Origin of the sequence: Paraburkholderia sp. BCC1884 (assembly GCF_900996225.1) — a bacterium.
Lineage (GTDB): Bacteria > Pseudomonadota > Gammaproteobacteria > Burkholderiales > Burkholderiaceae > Paraburkholderia.
In genome coordinates this window covers 33,142-49,480 of sequence record NZ_CAAJGL010000011.1, presented here as the reverse complement: position 1 = coordinate 49,480, position 16,339 = coordinate 33,142, and the positions used below count along the sequence as shown (strand labels likewise).

Below are 16,339 nucleotides of genomic sequence, written 5' to 3'. Positions count from 1 at the left end.
ATGTCCCAGGGATTGCTCGATGCACAGAACGGCGCGCAGGCGCCGAAGGGCGCGGCAGCGGGATTGTCGCGCCGCAGTTTCCTGAAGTTCGGCGTGACGGTGGGAGCGGCGGCAGGTGGTGGACTGCTGCTCGGCTTCAGCATGCCGGCGGTCAGTCAGGATCAGAAAGCCGGCAAGTCGGTGATCGGCGGCGACGGGGTCGAGACGCCGCAAAGCGGCGTGTTCGCACCGAACGCCTTCGTTCAGATCGATACGGCGGGCAAGGTCACGCTGATTATCCCGAAGGTCGAGATGGGCCAGGGCGTTTATACATCGATCCCGATGCTGATCGCCGAAGAGCTCGAAGTGCCGCTCGACTCGGTCGTGATCGACCACGCACCGCCGAACGAAAAGCTCTTCATGGACCCGTTGCTCGGCGGCCAGCTCACCGGCGGCTCGACATCGATCCGCTATGCATGGGAGCCGATGCGCCGGGCCGGCGCGACCGCTCGTGTCGTGCTGATCAACGCGGCGGCGCAGCAGTGGCAGGTCGATCCGGCGAGCTGCCACGCGCAAGCCGGGCAGGTGCTGCACGCGGCCAGCAACCGCAGCCTCGGCTACGGTCAACTGGTCGAGGCCGCGGCAAAATTGCCCGCGCCGCAGAACGTGCCGCTGAAAAGCCCGCAAGACTTCAAGGTGATCGGCACTGCCGTGAAGCGGCTCGATTCGCCGGAGAAAGTGGACGGCACCGCCATGTTCGGTCTCGACGTGCGCGTGCCCGACATGGTCTACGCGGCGATTGCGACATGCCCCGTGTTCGGCGGCACACTCGCAAGCGTCGACGACACCAACGCGAAGAAAATCCCCGGCGTGCGGCAGGTCATCAAGGCCGACAACGCGGTTGCGGTGATCGGCGACCATACGTGGGCCGCCAAACGCGGCTTGCAGGCGCTCGACATCAAGTGGAACGAAGGCGCAGGCGCGACGCTCTCGATGCAACAGATCGTCGCCGATCTGGTCGACGCATCGCAACGCGACGGTGCGGTGGCGCGCAAGGACGGCGACGTCGGCCCGGCGTTTTCCAATGCGAAGACGCGCGTGGACGCGGTCTATCAGCAGCCGTTTCTCGCGCACGCCACCATGGAGCCGGTCAACTGCACGGTGCACGTGCGCCCCGACGGCTGCGATGTCTGGCTCGGCTCGCAAGTGCCGACGCGCGTGGTGGACGCCGCCGCGGCCGTCACCGGTTTGCCCAAGGACAAGATCGTCGTGCACAACCATCTGATCGGCGGCGGCTTCGGTCGGCGCCTTGAATTCGACATGGTCACGCAGGCGGTCAAGATCGCCAAACAGGTCTCGACGCCGGTCAAAGTGGTGTGGACGCGCGAAGAAGACATTCAGCACGACATGTACCGGCCGTACTACTACGACAAGATTTCGGCGGGCCTCGACGCGAACGGCAAACCGGTCGCGTGGCAGCACCGGATCGTCGGCTCGTCGGTCATTGCGCGTTTCGCGCCGCCGGCCTTCAAGAACGGCATCGACCCGGACGCGGTGGAAGTGGCCGCGGATTTGCCGTACGACCTGCCGAACCAGTTGATCGAATACGTGCGCCAGGAGCCGCACGCTGTGCCGACTGCATTCTGGCGCGGCGTCGGCCCGACGCGCGGCACCTTCGTGGTGGAGAGTTTCATCGACGAACTGGCGGCGCAGGCCAAAGTCGATCCGGTCAAGTACCGTCGCGATCTGCTCGGCAAGACGCCACGCGCGCTCAACGTGCTCAACGTCGCCACCCAGGCGGCCAATTGGGGCAGTGCGGTGCCCGCCGGACAAGGGCGCGGCGTCTCGGTGATGCACGCGTTCGGCAGCTTCTTTTCGATGGTCGTCGACGTCGCCGTGGAGCAGGGCGAGGTGTCGGTCAAGCGCGTGGTGTGCGCGGTCGACTGCGGGATGGTGGTCAATCCCAATACGATCGAAGCGCAGGTGCAGGGCGGCATCATCTTCGGCATCACGGCGGCGCTCTATAGCGAGATCACGATCAAGGACGGCCGCGTCGAGCAGAACAATTTCACGGATTACCGGATGCTGCGCATCGATCAGACACCGCCGATCGAGGTGCATATCGTCAAGAGCAGCGAGGCGCCCGGCGGCATCGGCGAGCCTGGCACGGCGGCGCTCGCGCCCGCGCTGACCAATGCGATTTTCGCGGCTACCGGCAAGCGGCTGCGGCAATTGCCGGTCGGCAGCCAGCTGCAAACCGCCTAACCGGAGCCCGACATGAAAAATACTCTCAAGGGTTTCGGCGCGGCAGTGTGCGTGGCGTTGCCGTTCCTCACGCAGACTTCTACCGCACAGGCGGCCGACGCCGCGCTGATCGCGCGCGGTGCGTATCTGGCCAAGGTCGGCGATTGCACCGCCTGTCACACGGCGCCCAAGGGCAAGCCGTTCGCGGGTGGCCTGCCGATGACCACGCCGATGGGCAAGATCTACTCCACCAACATCACGCCGGACTCGCAGACCGGCATCGGCAACTATACCGAGGAGGATTTCGCGCAGGCCTTGCGCGCAGGCGTCGCGAAAGACGGCCACAACCTGTATCCGGCGATGCCGTATCCGTCCTACGTCAAGGTCAACGACGACGACACGAAGGCGCTCTACGCCTACTTCATGAACGGCGTGACACCGGTGCAGCAGGCGAACCGCGAGTCGGACATCAAGTGGCCCATGAACATGCGCTGGCCGTTGAAGTTCTGGAACATGGTGTTCCTCGAGAAGGGCGTCTATCAGGACAAGCCGGGCAAGGACGTCGCCTGGAATCGCGGCGCCTACCTGGTTCAGGGGCTGGGGCACTGCGGCTCGTGCCATACGCCGCGCGGCATCGCGTTCCAGGAGAAGGCGCTGGATGAAAGCGGCAGCGCGTTCGTGAGCGGTGCGCCGCTCGACGGCTGGTTCGCGGCGAACCTGACCGGCGAGCACAACGTCGGACTGGGCCGCTGGAACGATCAGGATCTGCAGGCGTTCCTGAAGACCGGCGCGAATCGCCACGCGTCCGCATTCGGGTCGATGACGAGCGTGATCAACAACAGCACGCAAAACATGAGCGACACCGACGTCGCGGCGATGACGACGTATCTGAAGTCATTGCCGCCGGCGGGCGGCAGCGGCGCGCCGCCGTATCAGTTCGATCCGCAGGCGACGAAGGTGTCGCTGAACCGTCCCGCGAACGATGCCGGTGCGCGCGTCTACACGGCGTATTGCATGCATTGTCACGGCGTCGACGGACGCGGTTTCGCGCCGCTGCTGGCGCCTTTGTCGGGCAATCCGAACGTGCTCGAGAAGGATGCGTCGTCGTTGATCAACGTGACGCTGAACGGCACCGAAGACCTCGTGATCGGCGGCATTCCGGCGCCGTATCCGATGCCGAAGTACGCGCCGGTTCTCAACGACCAGCAGATCGCCGACGTGCTCACTTTCGTACGCGCCGGGTGGAACAACGGCGCGCCGGCGGTGAACGCGGCGGAGGTGGCGAAGCTACGCAAGTCGACGCAGGCGGCGCGTTAATCGTCGCTCGACGTAGCGCCTGCGCGAAAAAAAGCGGCAACCGTGTAGAACGGTTGCCGCTTTTTCTTTGGGCCAGGCGCTGGCGTTGCTCAGCGATGCTGGCCCACCTTCTGCCGTTTTTCCAGCACCCGCGCATACCACGTCAACGGGAAGCACATCGCGAAGTAGATCATTGCGACCATGCCGTAGATCGGAAACGGACGGAACGCCGCGTTGGTGATCATGGTGCCGGTCTTGGTCAGCTCGGTGAAGCCGATGATCGATGCCAGTGCCGTGCTTTTCACCACCTGTACGAGAAAGCCGACCGTCGGTGCCACGGCGATTTTGCGCGCCTGCGGCCACACGATATAGCGCAACTGCTGGCTGAAGGTCATGCCGAGACTTGCGCCCGCCGCCCACTGGCCGCGCGGGATGGCTTCCACGCAACCGCGCCAGATGTCGACCAGATAAGCGCTGGTGTAAAGCGTCAACGTGACGGTAGCGGCCACCCACGGCGACACGTCCACACCGAGCAAAGGCAAACCGAAAAACGCCAGAAAGAGCTGCATCAGCAGCGGCGTGCCCTGAAACACCTCGACGTACACCACGACGATACGGCGCAGCCACGCAATCGGCGATACGCGCATCGCGAGCAGAATCAGCCCGACAATGCCGCCGCCGACAAAGGCGATCAACGACAGCAGCACCGTCCAGCGCGCGGCGAGCAACAGGTTACGGGCGATGTCCCACAGCGTGAATTCGACCATGATCAACGCTCCGTCGGCAGAGTGCGGGCGCCGCGCCACATCAGGCGGGCGCGCCAGCTACGCGGCGCGCTGTCGTTGCCGCGCGCCATCCGGCCGGCGAACAGGCCGCGCCCGAAGCGGTTGAGCAGTTGCCGCAGCAGAATGGACAACAGCAGATACACCGCGGTGATGATCACGTAGCTCTCGAACGAACGGAAGTTGCGCGACTGGATGAAGTTGGCCGCATAAGTGAGATCGGGTACTGAAATCTGTGACACGACAGCCGAACCGAGCATCACGATCAGCACCTGGCTGAGCAGCGCGGGAAACACGTTGGCGATCGCCTGCGGCAGCACGATGAAGCGGAACACCTGGCGGCCGTGCAGACCGAGCGCCTGGGCCGCCTGTACCTGACCGCGTGGAATCGAATCGATGCCCGCGCGCACGATCTCGATCGCGTACGCGCCGAGGTTGACGGTCATGGCGAGAATCGCCGCCTGGATTTCGTCGATATGAATGCCGAGGCTCGGCAGGCCGAAGAACACGAAGAACAACTGCACGATGAAGGGCGTATTGCGGATCACCTCCACGTAACTCGCCACGATCCAGCGCGCCCATTTCGGCCCGGCCACGGCGATACTCGCGCCGCCGATGCCCACCAGCCCGCCCAGCACCGTGGACACGGCGGTGAGCCCCAAAGTCACGGCAGCGCCGCGCACGAGCATCCCCGCGTAGAGGCCGAAGCCGCTGAAGTCGAACGCGTAGGTCATGGGATGGTGCTCATCGTTAGGTCGAACTCCGCCGTGGACCGGTCTCGCCGGTCCACGCAAAAAAGGTTCAGAAGTTGGCCGGCAGCGGCGCGCGCAGCCACTTCTGCGAAATCGCGTTCATGGTGCCGTCCTTGCGGGCCTTGGCAATCACGTCGTCCACTTTCTGCTTCAGGCGCGGCTCGTTCTTGTTCAAACCGACATGATCCGGCGAGCTGAACAGCGAGAACTTCTGCTCCGGATCGTTGGCCGGATGACGCGCGAGAATCGTCGCGCCGACGTCGTTGCCGACGACCATCAACTGTACCTGACCAGAAAGGAACGCCGAAATTGCGCCGTTCGGATCGTCGAATCTTTTTATGTTGGCGGTGGGCGGCGCGATCTTGGTGACACTCAGGTCTTCCAGTGTGCCGCGCGCCACCGAAATCGACTTGCCGGCGAGGTCGGCGGCATTCTTCACGGGCAGCGATTTCGGGCCGAACACGGCGAGGTAGTAGGGCGCGTAGGGCTGCGAGAAGTCGATCACCTTTTCGCGTTCCGGCGTCTGGCCGACTGAAAGCAGCATGTCAGCCTTATGGTCGGCGAGGTAGGCCATGCGGTTGTCGCCCGTTACCGCGACCAGTTCCACCTTGGCGTTAAGCGCCTTGCCGATCAGATTGGCGACGTCGATGTCATAGCCCATCGGCTGCATGTCCGGGCCGATCGAGCCGAACGGCGGATAGTCCTCGAACACGCCGACGCGCACCGTGCCCGATTTGGCGATGCTGTCGAGCGCATCCGCATGGGCGGCCGACGGAAACGCGCACAGCGCGCCGAAGCCGGTGAAGGCGAGCGCCGCGGCGAGCGTGACGAACACGCGGCGCGTGCTGGATGGGGCGGTTTGAGGTTGCGTCATGGTCTTTCCTCTGTCGAGAAGGTAGGTCTTGGTGTGGATTGTTTTAGCGCCGGCTTCTTAGTGCGCGGCGCGCGCGGCAATCAGTTTGCACGCATGAGGTGGCAATTCCGCGAGTACCGGCATGCCGAGCGCGAGGCCTGGCGTCTCGCGCGGCGTGGTCGCAGCTGTCAGCGTGAAGCCGGCGCAATCGATCGTGGCTTCGAGCGACGCTCCCACGTCGCGGATGAACGTCACCGTGCCCGCGAGCCGGTTCGGCGCGGCGACGTCCGTCGCCGGTTTGACGCAGACATCCTCCGGGCGGATCAGCAGACGGATATCGCTGGCCAGATCCGGCACGCGCGCCGGTTGCACGACGGTGATGCGCCGGCCGCCCGGCAGGCTCACGCTGCCCGCGCCGTCGTACGTGACCGGCAGGATATTACCGAGGCCGATAAAGTCCGCGACGAATTCGCTCACCGGATCGCGATAAATATCCAGCGGTTTGCCGACCTGCGCAATCCGGCCTTTCTCCATCACGACGATTTCGTCGGCCATGGTCATCGCTTCGCGCTGGTCGTGCGTGACCATGATCGTCGTGATGCCGAGGCGCTGTTGCAGCAGGCGGATTTCCACCTGCATCGCTTCGCGCAGTTTGGCGTCGAGCGCGGAGAGCGGTTCGTCGAGCAAAAGTAATTTGGGTTGCGAGGCGATCGCGCGCGCAATCGCCACGCGCTGACGCTGGCCGCCTGAGAGTTGAGTGACCGGACGGTTCGCCATGTGCGGCAACTGGATCAGCTCCAGCAATTCGGCGACGCGGCGCGTCTGTTCACCCTTCGCGGTTTTGCGCAGCTTGAGCGGGTACGCGACGTTTTGCGCGACCGTCATGTGAGGAAACAGCGCGAGCGACTGGAATACCATGCCGAAGTCGCGCTGGTTGGCCGGCAGGCGCGTGATATCGCGGCCGGCGAAATGAATGCTGCCGGAGGTCGGCGTTTCCAGGCCGGCGATCATCCGTAGCAACGTCGTCTTGCCGCAGCCGGACGGGCCGAGAAAGCACACCAGCTTGCCGTCGGGCACGCTCAGATCGACGTTGTCGACGGCATGCGCCGCGCCGAAGCGCCGCGTCACGGCCTGCAAGGTCAGATGGGTCATCGGAGGCTCCCGCGAAAAGGTGGGCGATTGGTTACAGCGCGACGCCTTCGTCGCCGATCAGCTTTTCGAGCAGCCAGATCAGCGCAAAGTCGATCGCGACGATGAACACCGCGAAACAGAACACGGTCGGATCGAGCGACGACACCGTGCGGCTGTAGAGCCATACAGGCAGCGTCATCGTATCGATACCGTAGAGGAAGAAGGTCACCGTGAACTCGTTGAACGAGACGATGAACGCGAACAGCATGCCGGCGAGAATGCCGGGGCGCATCAGCGGCAGGATCACGTCGACGAGCGCGCGGCCCGGGCTCGCGCCCATCACGCAGGCAGCTTCCTCGAACTCCGGGCCGATGGAGGCGACCGAGGCCGCGCAATTTTTGACCGTGAACGGCAGCGCGAGAATCACGTGCGCGATGATCAGACGGAACACGCCGAGTTCGATCGGCAGTACGTTGAACACCAGCAGCAGCGACAGGCCGAGCATCACCAGCGGATAGACGAGCGGCAAGGCCACCAGTTGTTCGACCGCGGGTTTGCCGCGAAAACGGTAACGGCTCAGCGCGTAGGCGGCGGGCACGGAAACAAGGGTGGCGATCACCATCGTCGAGAGCGCGACGATCAGGCTCGTGCTCAGCGCGGCGCCCATCGACAGCGAATCGCTCGCATCCGGCGATACGAAGCTCTGCCACGCGGCGCGATACCAGTGCAGGCCGTAGGCGTGCGGCGGGAATTCGAGCGTGTCGGCGGCGCTGAACGACATGACGATCATCGTCAGGATCGGCAGCGCGGCGAGGAACAGCACGATCGCGGCGAGCAGCGCGGCGGCCTTGCCGAGCTGGCCGGGCATCGTCGCATTGAAGAAACGCGTCAAGCGAGGCGTGCGGGGCGACAGCGGCGCGGCGGGATGGGGCGTGCTCATGCGTGAGGCTCCTCGGCAAGACGCTGCGTGCGGCGCACGAGGCGCTGCGAGAGTGCCATGACCGTCAGCGTGGCGATCATCAACACCACGCCCGACGCGGACGCCGCCGGCCAGTTGAGCAGCGGTGCGACCTGGTCGTGGACCAGCACGGCGAGCATCGGCACACGACGTCCACCTAGCAGCAGGGGCACGGCAAACGCGCTGGCGTTATACGCAAAGACCAGCAAGGCGCCCGAGACGAGACCGGGCATCGCCAGCGGCAATAACACGTGACGCAGCGTTTGCCAGCGCGTTGCGCCGAGCGTGGCGGCCGCTTCTTCATACGACGTCGAGACCGCGCGCATCGCGCTCGAGAGCGGCAGCACGGCCAGCGGAAACGCCGTTTGAACCAGCCCAAGCAGCACGCCGTTCTCGCGATACAGCCACAGCAGCGGACGTTGCACGAGGCCGCTCGCGAGCAACGCGTGATTGAGCAGACCGGCCGGTCCGAGGATGATCAGCCAGCCATAACCTTGCAGCAACAGATTGACGAGCAAAGGCAGCAGCACGCCAGCCAGCAGCAGGCGTCGTGCGAGCCGCGATTTTGTGCGCGCCATCGCCAGTGCGACGGGAATCGCCAGCAGCACGGCGCAGATCATGCTTTGAAACGCCAGCTTGAGCGTCAGCCACAGCGACTTCATGAAGTAGCTGTCGAACAGGTCGGCGTAGTTTTGCAGCGTGAAACCGTGCCACTCGTTGCCTTGCGCGCCGAAGCTCATGCGCAGCACGACCAGCGCCGCCGCGCCGAGGATGGCGAGAAACAGCAGGATCGGCGTGAGCAGCAGCCAGGGGCGCGCCTTGTCCATCGACGTGATGCGAGGCGAGCCCGAGGCTTCAGCGGCGGCAGCGGCGGCTGCCGCCGCACGCCGCGAAAAGCGCGCGAGCATCGCGCTCATGCCGAGAAGATTTCGGTGTAGCGCTTGATCCACGCCGGCTGCACGACGGCGAGCGCCTTGTCGTCATGCAACACGGCTTTCTCGGCGATCTGCTGCGGGCTAGGCACGAAGGCGCGGCTCCCGGCGGGAATCACCGCTTTCGAATTGACCGGGCCGTTCAGCACGTCGGCGGCCATGCGGCCTTGCACGCCGGCGTCGAGCGAGTGGTTGATGAAGGCGTGGATCACGTCGCTGTCGCCCGGATGCGATTTGGGGATCACGGTGAACATCAACTGCGTGGCAAAGCCTTCTTTCATGCCGTAGGTCACGCCCATCTTGTACTCGGGCTTGCGGATCTGGTCAGGGAAAAAGGCCGGCGAATAGATGCCGCCGATATCGAGCGAGCCGGTACGGAACAGATCGGCCACCTGGTTCGGGTTCTCGCCGAGCGTCATCACGCGGTCTTTCAACACGGCGAGTTTCTTGAAGCCGGGGTCGATGTTCTGCTGCGAGCCGCCGTTCATCTTCGCGGCGATGATCGCGAGGTCCACCGCTTCGGCCCACTCGGGCGGCGGCAGGAACAAACGTCCGGCGTATTTCGGGTCCCACAGCGCTTCGTAGGAGGTGGGCGCTGTCTTCACCGTGGACGTGTTGTAGATCAGGCCGTCCGACCACAGCAGATAACCGACGCCGAAACCGTTCGCACCCGTGCGGTATGGCGGCGCGACGTCCTTCAGGTTCGGCAGCTTGTCGAGATCGGGTTTCATCAGGAGGCCTGCGTCGCCCAGACCGGATGCGCCGACGCCCGCCAGCGTGATGACGTCGTAGGTGGGGCGATCGCCCGCGGCCTTGAGTTTGGCGACCATGCCGGAGGTGCCATCGGCGCGATCGGCAATTACCTTGCAGCCGGTTTTCGCCGAGAAGCTCTGCGCGATGTTGCGCAATGCGGCCGCGCCGGTGTCGTCCGACCACGTCAGCAAGCGCAGTGTCTTGCCGCTGAAATTGTGTTCCTGAGCGCGCAGATTGACGAACGGCATGGGCAACGCGGACGCCGCGAGTGCCGTGCCGATTGCCTTGATGGCCTGCCTTCTACCCCGTTTGATCTCTTGCATGGCGATCTCCTGTGTTGAGCGCCTGAAGCATGGTGAGTTTCGCTGTGACCGCCGCCGCCGTGTCGCAGCCGATGTAAGCCGGGACGCAGCGTGTGGATGCACTCTAGGTTTGCCAAAATCCCGCGCCAAACGAAATATGCGCATGGAGGGCATGACGGAATCTCATGCGTTGATATCGGGACGCCTGATCCGGCGAGTTTGACAGGGAGGAGCGAGAGTGCCGTGGGCATGGCGTATCCGGGTTAACGTCCACGTTTCGCGGCGTTTGGGCAAAGAGGCGGAGGTATGAGGAAAGCTCGGTTCTGGTGCGGTGCACGGCGCGGCTTGCCCTGTGTCGGTGCAAAATGGCTTGCAAGATGGCGCGTGACGGGGGCGGTATGAGCCGAATGCATGGACGAACGGCTCGTCCGGTGACGTACATTAGTCTGTAATCGTTTATTCTGAAGCCTTGGCGGGCATCGTCGCAACTCGCGCAGCCGTGCCCGCGCAATGATTTTTTCTGATCCGGATTACTTCAATGCGCCGCCTTCCGCCGCTCAACGCGCTGCAGATTTTTGAAACCGTCGCACGTCACCGCAGCTTTACGCGTGCGGCCGACCATCTTTGTCTGACGCAAGGAGCGGTCAGCCGGCAGATCATCGCGCTCGAGGACTACTACAAGTTCCCGCTCTTCAAGCGTCACGCGAAAGGCCTGACGCTCACCGCCGAGGGCGAACTGCTGCTGCCGGCGGTGAAGGAAAGCTTCGCGCGCATCGAGGAGATTTCGCTGCGCCTCACGCGGCAACGTACCGATCTCGCGTTGAAGGTGCCGACCTGCGTGATGCGCTGGATGCTGCCCAAGATCATGCGCTTCCAGGCCGAATATCCCGATCTGCACGTGCAGCTCACCACGACCTGGCAGCACGATGTCGACTTTCAGATGGAGCCGTTCGACGCCGCGATCATCTACGGTTCGTCGCCGGGTGCCGATGTGCAGGCGGTGCCGCTGTTCGAGGAGCGTCTGACACCGGTCTGCGCGCCGGATCTGCTGAAGGACAAGCCGCTCGCGCAACTGGCCGATCTGGCGCGGCACACGCTGCTGCATCCCACGCGCGATCATCGCGACTGGAAGATGTGGCTCGCCAAGGTGGCCGAGGGCGATGCCGCGGAGGTCCAGGCGGTCGACGCCGAGCACGGCCCGAGTTTCGACACGCTCGATATGGCAACCAATGCGGCGTTGCAGGGTTTCGGCGTAGCGATCAGCGACCTGGCGCTGATCGACGAGGACGTCGCCGCGAGGCGCCTCGTGCGTCCGTTCGATACGGTGCTCAAGACCGGCTGGCGGTATTACCTGGTGTATCCCGATTCGGTGGCGCATCAGCAGAAGCTGAATCTGTTCCGCGACTGGATCGCGGAACATTGGCAGGATTAGGTCGGGCGCGCGACTCGACGCGCGAGCTCATGGCGCAAACGACAGAAACAGATACGCCGCGAACAGCGACAGATGCACGGCGCCCTGGAGAATCGTCGTGCGCCCGGAGCTGAGCGTCAGCGTGCCGACCAGCAGCGTGAGAATCAGCAGCACGGTTTCCTTGCCGTCGATGCCGAGCGCGAGCGGCTGCCCGGTCCACAAGAACACGGCGGCCACGGTCGGAATGGTCAGCCCGATGCTCGCGAGCGCGGAGCCGAGCGCGAGGTTCAGACTGTTCTGCAAACGATCGGCGCGCGCCGCGCGCACGGCGGCCAGCCCTTCCGGCAGCAGCACCAGCGCCGCGATCACGATCCCCACCACGGCGGGCGGTGCGCCCGCGTTCTTCACAGCGGTCTCGACCACCGGCGACAGCACCTTCGCGAGCAGCACGACGGCGACCAGACACACCACCAGCAACGCGCCGGCCGCCGACGCGACGCCGACGCTCGGCGGCTCGGCATGGACGTCTTCGTCGGGCGTGCCGGCGAGGAAGTAATCGCGATGGCGCACTGTCTGCACGAACACGAAGACGCCATACAGCACCAGCGACGACACCCCCGCAAACGCCAGTTGCGACGACGACAGCAGCGGCCCGGCGCTGGCAATGGTGTAGTTCGGCATGACCAGCGTCAGCACCGACAGCGAGGCGAGCACCGCCAGCGCGGCGGCCGCGCCCCGGCTCTGAAAATCCTGCTCGCGATGGCGGATGCCGCCCACCAGCAGACACAATCCGACGATGCCGTTGCAGACGATCATCACCGCGGCGAACACCGTGTCGCGGGCGAGACCGGCTTTTTCCGGGCCTGAGGTGAGCATCACCGACACGATCAGCGCCACCTCGATCACCGTGACGGCCACCGCCAGCACGAGCGTGCCGAACGGCTCGCCGACGCGATGCGCGACTACCTCGGCATGATGTACGGCAGTGAACACCGCCGCGCACAGGGCCACGCCGATCAGCGTAAGCAGCAGAGCATTGCCCGGCAGCGCATAGGCGATTCCCAGCACGATCCACGCGACGAACGGCGCGGCGAGAGTCCAGCGGGGCAAAGCGGTCGCGTGCGTGGTCATTCGAACGTCCTTTGAGGGCTTGTTTTTGGGCGGGGCGGTAGCAGGACGATACAACGTCTGAGGCGCGCACGACACCGTTGGCGGCGCTCAGGGGAAGGATCGAGTCGCGCGCGAACGGCGTGGCTCATCAGACAGGAGGCAATACGGGGACTGGGGCGCCGCTGCCGAACGGCGAGGCAAGGGCGCCCGCAGGTGGTGCTACGGCAAAGCGCTACAGCGAGCGCTACGCCGATCTGCTACGACGATTTACTGACCAACCGGACGGATCGTCAGCGCGTTCTTCACCGACGTCACGCCAGCCACGCCTTGCGCAGCTTGCGTTGCCAGATCGACCTGCGGCTGTTCCGGCACCGAGCCGGCCAGCGTCACTGCACCGCCGCGCGCGCGCACGGTGATGTTGGCCACGCTCAGGCCCTTGGTCTTCGACAGGGCGCTGCGCACTTTGCGTCCCAGAGCGCGGTTAGCCGCTTTGGTCTGCTTGGCAGTCGGCGCCGACGATGCAGCCATCGGAGCTGCTGCATCGCTGCTCTGTGCGTAGGCATTGAGGGACGCGAGAACGATCAGCGCGCCGCCGATCATCTTGATTGCCGGAAATACTTTCATTCAACTTTCTCCTATTGTCTTGAATACGGCAGTCCCCGGGCGGGGACAGTGTGTTGCACCTGCGGGTACATCGGGATCAAATCTGAATGGAGCAATGCTGCTGGCCGCGAGAAGGCTTTCAATCGGCATACTGTTTGGCGGCTGACGCGCCGCAAACCGGCAAAAGCCATGCTGCAAGCCGGAAGCACACAATACCCCAATTAGTGCCATGGTGAATTTAAGCTGTGTGGAAATGAGGTTTTGATACAACGAATGAGCCGATCAAAACAGGCCGATGGCGCCGTATTGCTCGAGATCCGACCCATGCACAACGCGTTGCTTCCCATCCTGCCACTGTTTCGTGACGATTTACCACTCGATACGACCGAACTGGCGCGCTTCATGATCGGCAAATATCTCGTTTGCGAACGGTCTGAAGGACGCATGAGTGGACGCATCGTCGAAACCGAGGCATATCCGCTCGGCGATTCGACGAGTCACGCTTTCGCCGGGCGGCGGCCGTATAACGGCTCGATGTTTCTCGCGCCTGGTTATGCGTATGTGCGGCTGACCTACGGACTGTCGTACATGCTCAATATGTCGGCCGAGCCGGAGGGAATCGGCGCCGGGATTCTGATTCGCGCCATCGAGCCGCTCGAAGGCTTGCCGCTCATGGAAGTGCGACGCCCCGGCGTGCCGCTGCGCGACCTTGCGCGCGGACCGGGCCGCCTGACCATGGCACTGGGCATCGATCAGTCGTTCGACGGCTGCGATCTCTGCACGGGGCGCGGTTTATGGATCGGCGTCATCGAAAAGGGCGCGGCGTCGATTGGCGTGACGACGCGGATCGGTTTGTCGCGTGAAATGCATCGGCCATTGCGATTTTTCGAACCGGGCAGTGTATTCGTGAGCGGTCCCAGAAAGCTTTTAATGACGCCCGATTAGCGCTTTTTATCGGCGCGAATAGTTGACCGCTAGTAAGCGCTACATCGGCAAAATCCACTCCATCGCGCCTATTTTTGAAACATCAGACACAAGCGGTTACGAAGCCGACAATTATTACGGAAAGTCTGTCGCTAATAAGCTGAGGGCCGGTAAATGTCGGATTGCTTTTGCGTTTTCAGCAATTATGAATCTTGAAATCAAGGGTTTTCCCTCGACGATCTAATGACTAGACTGAACCTAATCGCTTCTCACATGGTGTGGCAAGCGACGCAAATAAAATCAGATCTGGAGGGTAGTCATCATGAAATCGCTAATCAAGGCAGTCGCCATTGCAGTCGTCCTCGCCGCTCCGGTTGTTTCCTTCGCCCAGTCGAGCCAGCAACCCGTGACTCGCGCCGAAGTGCGCGGCCAATTGAGTCAGCTGGAACAAGCCGGCTACAACCCGGCTAATTCGAGCGACTCGCAATATCCTTCGAATGTTCAAGCGGCTGAACAGCGCGTAGAGGCGCAAAACCCCGCAGTCGCACAAACCCAGGAGCCGGTTGCCGACACCAGCTATGGTGGCGTCGCGAACGGCTCGTCGCAGTCGGGTGCGATGGCCCAGCCGCAACCGACGAGTGGTCCGAAGTCGGTGTATTTCGGTAACTGATCGCCAGCCGCAGTCATAGAAGACCCGATCGCCGACAACCGGTCCGAAGCGGCCGGTTTGCGGCGAAAGAGATTAGATTGAATAAAGATCGCAGGCCGCGAGCGCGACCAAACGCGATCGGGCAATTCGGATCACGACGCTGCCCATGAGCGCGCCGTGATGCCAAAGAACCTCCGCTGCCGCAAGGTAGCTTCGCCCAACCGGTTGACGGATTGGGCTTTTTTTACGCCTGTGTGCGGGCCAGACGGATACCGGCGCGTCGCTTAAGGGCGCTCGCCGTGGATATAGAACTCGAGCTGCTGAATCGTGAACTGCTGTTCAGCGATGATGTTCTTCACGAGATCGCCGATCGACACCATCCCGATCAGCCGGTCGTTTTCGATCACCGGCAAGTGACGCATGCGCCGCTCGGTCATCAGGGCCATGCAGTCGTCGGTGGTCTGGTCCGGGCGCACGAAACGCACCGCCTTGCTCATGATGTCGCGCACCGGCGTCGCCTTCGAGGAACGGTCCATCAACACGACCTTGCGCGCGTAGTCGCGCTCCGTAATGATTCCGGCGATGCTGTCGCCGTCCGTCACGACCAGCGCGCCGATGCCTTTCTCGGCCATCAGCTTGATCGCGTCGTAGACGGAATCGTCGGCCCCGACGGTGAAGACGGTGGTGTTGTTCGGTTTCGTTTTAAGAAGCTGTGCAACGCTGGTCATGGAGCGGCTCCGTTTCGCAGTGCAGCACGCCGAAGCGGCGCGCCGTCGTGTGGGACAGGCGATTCCAGTATAGGCCCGGCGCGCCGCCGGAGAACTTCGGGAATACCTGTGGCGCGCCATGCGTTGCGGGTGATACGCCGCCCCGCGGCACGGCGGTTCCGCGTCGCCGGCGAGGGCATCGCGGTGCGCTTGCCCGATTAGCGGTAAACTCCCAGTCCGTACCTTATCCCCGGTTTGTTCGGGTTCATGTCAGCACCACTGTCTAACGCCATGCTCACGTCTCACGATCCGTCGCCCGCAGCAGACGGCGCACTCAACGGCGAATGCGTCATCCTCGACGCCACGGCCACGCTTCCCACGCGCTACGGCACGTTCACTTCCTACGTGTTTCGCGTGTGCGAAAGCGGCGCCGAACATCTTGCGCTCGTGATGGGCGATGTCGCCAACAAGTCGTCGGTGTTGACGCGTCTGCACTCCGAATGTCTGACCGGCGACGTGCTCGGCTCCTATCGTTGCGACTGTGGCGAGCAACTCGATCTCGCCCTGCGCTATATCGCGGCCGAAGGCTGCGGCGTGCTGCTGTATCTGCGTGGTCACGAAGGGCGCGGCATCGGGCTGTCGAACAAGATTCGCGCCTATGCGCTGCAGGAGCAGGGGCGCGACACCGTCGAGGCGAATCTCGATCTCGGCTTGCCGGACGATTCGCGCGAATACGATTCGGCTGCGGGTATTCTGCGCACGCTCAAAGTCACGTCGGTGCGTTTGATGAGCAACAATCCCGAGAAATTCGACACCTTATCGAAGCACGGCATTCCGGTGTGCGAGCGTGTCGCGCTGGCAATTCCGATGCGTGAAGAAAACGAGCGCTATATCCGTACGAAGCAGGTCAAATTCGGCCATTACTTCGACGAGAACGAGTGAGCGGCACCGCC

Annotated in this window: 16 protein-coding genes; 6 read left to right on the top strand and 10 right to left on the bottom strand. The window is 63.6% G+C overall.

All coding sequences use genetic code 11. The annotated features are described in order from the left end of the window. The gene (locus FQ705_RS00260) at window positions 1-2,244 is read left to right on the top strand and encodes a xanthine dehydrogenase family protein molybdopterin-binding subunit (RefSeq protein ID WP_144137473.1); all 2,244 of its coding nucleotides are present in this window, start codon (window positions 1-3) and stop codon (window positions 2,242-2,244) included. A 12-nt stretch (window positions 2,245-2,256) separates the two neighbouring features. Beyond that, window positions 2,257-3,540, top strand: coding sequence for a c-type cytochrome (locus tag FQ705_RS00255; RefSeq protein WP_144137472.1), 1,284 nt, complete (start codon window positions 2,257-2,259; stop codon window positions 3,538-3,540). A gap of 89 nt (window positions 3,541-3,629) precedes the next feature. Here FQ705_RS00255 and FQ705_RS00250 read toward each other — a convergent pair whose 3' ends face one another. The 7 genes from FQ705_RS00250 to FQ705_RS00220 form a co-directional block, all read right to left on the bottom strand. After that, window positions 3,630-4,286 carry an amino acid ABC transporter permease gene (locus FQ705_RS00250; protein WP_144137471.1) on the bottom strand — a complete coding sequence of 219 codons (657 nt, stop codon included), beginning with the start codon at window positions 4,284-4,286 and terminating at the stop codon, window positions 3,630-3,632. 2 nt (window positions 4,287-4,288) lie between these two features. Beyond that, window positions 4,289-5,035, bottom strand: coding sequence for an amino acid ABC transporter permease (locus FQ705_RS00245; protein ID WP_144137470.1), 747 nt, complete (start codon window positions 5,033-5,035; stop codon window positions 4,289-4,291). A 67-nt stretch (window positions 5,036-5,102) separates the two neighbouring features. Beyond that, entirely contained in the window at window positions 5,103-5,927 is an 825-nt protein-coding gene (locus FQ705_RS00240) for a transporter substrate-binding domain-containing protein (RefSeq protein WP_144137469.1), read from the bottom strand. 57 nt (window positions 5,928-5,984) lie between these two features. After that, complete coding sequence (locus FQ705_RS00235) at window positions 5,985-7,058, bottom strand: ABC transporter ATP-binding protein (protein ID WP_144137468.1); 1,074 nt, start codon at window positions 7,056-7,058, stop codon at window positions 5,985-5,987. A 31-nt stretch (window positions 7,059-7,089) separates the two neighbouring features. Beyond that, entirely contained in the window at window positions 7,090-7,977 is an 888-nt protein-coding gene (locus FQ705_RS00230) for an ABC transporter permease (RefSeq protein ID WP_144137467.1), read from the bottom strand. Next, a complete protein-coding gene (locus FQ705_RS00225) occupies window positions 7,974-8,903 on the bottom strand; it encodes an ABC transporter permease (RefSeq protein WP_409934663.1) in 930 nt (309 codons plus the stop codon). The genes FQ705_RS00230 and FQ705_RS00225 overlap by 4 nt, the downstream gene beginning before the upstream one ends. Before the next feature lie 5 nt (window positions 8,904-8,908). After that, a complete protein-coding gene (locus FQ705_RS00220; protein WP_144137465.1) occupies window positions 8,909-10,003 on the bottom strand; it encodes a PotD/PotF family extracellular solute-binding protein in 1,095 nt (364 codons plus the stop codon). Window positions 10,004-10,520: 517 nt separating this feature from the next. Here FQ705_RS00220 and FQ705_RS00215 point away from each other — a divergent pair. Next, window positions 10,521-11,414, top strand: coding sequence for a LysR substrate-binding domain-containing protein (locus FQ705_RS00215; protein ID WP_144137464.1), 894 nt, complete (start codon window positions 10,521-10,523; stop codon window positions 11,412-11,414). A gap of 27 nt (window positions 11,415-11,441) precedes the next feature. Here FQ705_RS00215 and FQ705_RS00210 read toward each other — a convergent pair whose 3' ends face one another. Next, window positions 11,442-12,524 (bottom strand): calcium:proton antiporter, encoded by a 1,083-nt coding sequence (locus FQ705_RS00210; RefSeq protein ID WP_144137463.1) that lies wholly within the window; start codon window positions 12,522-12,524, stop codon window positions 11,442-11,444. A gap of 246 nt (window positions 12,525-12,770) precedes the next feature. Further along, window positions 12,771-13,127 (bottom strand): BON domain-containing protein, encoded by a 357-nt coding sequence (locus tag FQ705_RS00205; RefSeq protein ID WP_144137462.1) that lies wholly within the window; start codon window positions 13,125-13,127, stop codon window positions 12,771-12,773. A 303-nt stretch (window positions 13,128-13,430) separates the two neighbouring features. Between FQ705_RS00205 and FQ705_RS00200 the strand changes: the two genes are divergently transcribed. Both FQ705_RS00200 and FQ705_RS00195 read left to right on the top strand, forming a co-directional pair. Further along, window positions 13,431-14,051, top strand: coding sequence for a DNA-3-methyladenine glycosylase (locus FQ705_RS00200; protein WP_144137625.1), 621 nt, complete (start codon window positions 13,431-13,433; stop codon window positions 14,049-14,051). Between the two features lie 301 nt (window positions 14,052-14,352). Then, window positions 14,353-14,700, top strand: coding sequence for a DUF4148 domain-containing protein (locus tag FQ705_RS00195; protein ID WP_144137461.1), 348 nt, complete (start codon window positions 14,353-14,355; stop codon window positions 14,698-14,700). A gap of 263 nt (window positions 14,701-14,963) precedes the next feature. On the opposite strand, the gene FQ705_RS00190 is transcribed toward FQ705_RS00195, so the two are convergent. After that, window positions 14,964-15,407: a CBS domain-containing protein gene (locus FQ705_RS00190; RefSeq protein WP_144137460.1), complete on the bottom strand. Its 444-nt coding sequence runs from the start codon at window positions 15,405-15,407 to the stop codon at window positions 14,964-14,966. Between the two features lie 270 nt (window positions 15,408-15,677). Here FQ705_RS00190 and ribA point away from each other — a divergent pair, with 270 nt between their 5' ends. Continuing rightward, window positions 15,678-16,328 carry a GTP cyclohydrolase II gene (ribA, locus tag FQ705_RS00185; protein ID WP_144137459.1) on the top strand — a complete coding sequence of 217 codons (651 nt, stop codon included), beginning with the start codon at window positions 15,678-15,680 and terminating at the stop codon, window positions 16,326-16,328. Window positions 16,329-16,339: the final 11 nt, after the last annotated feature.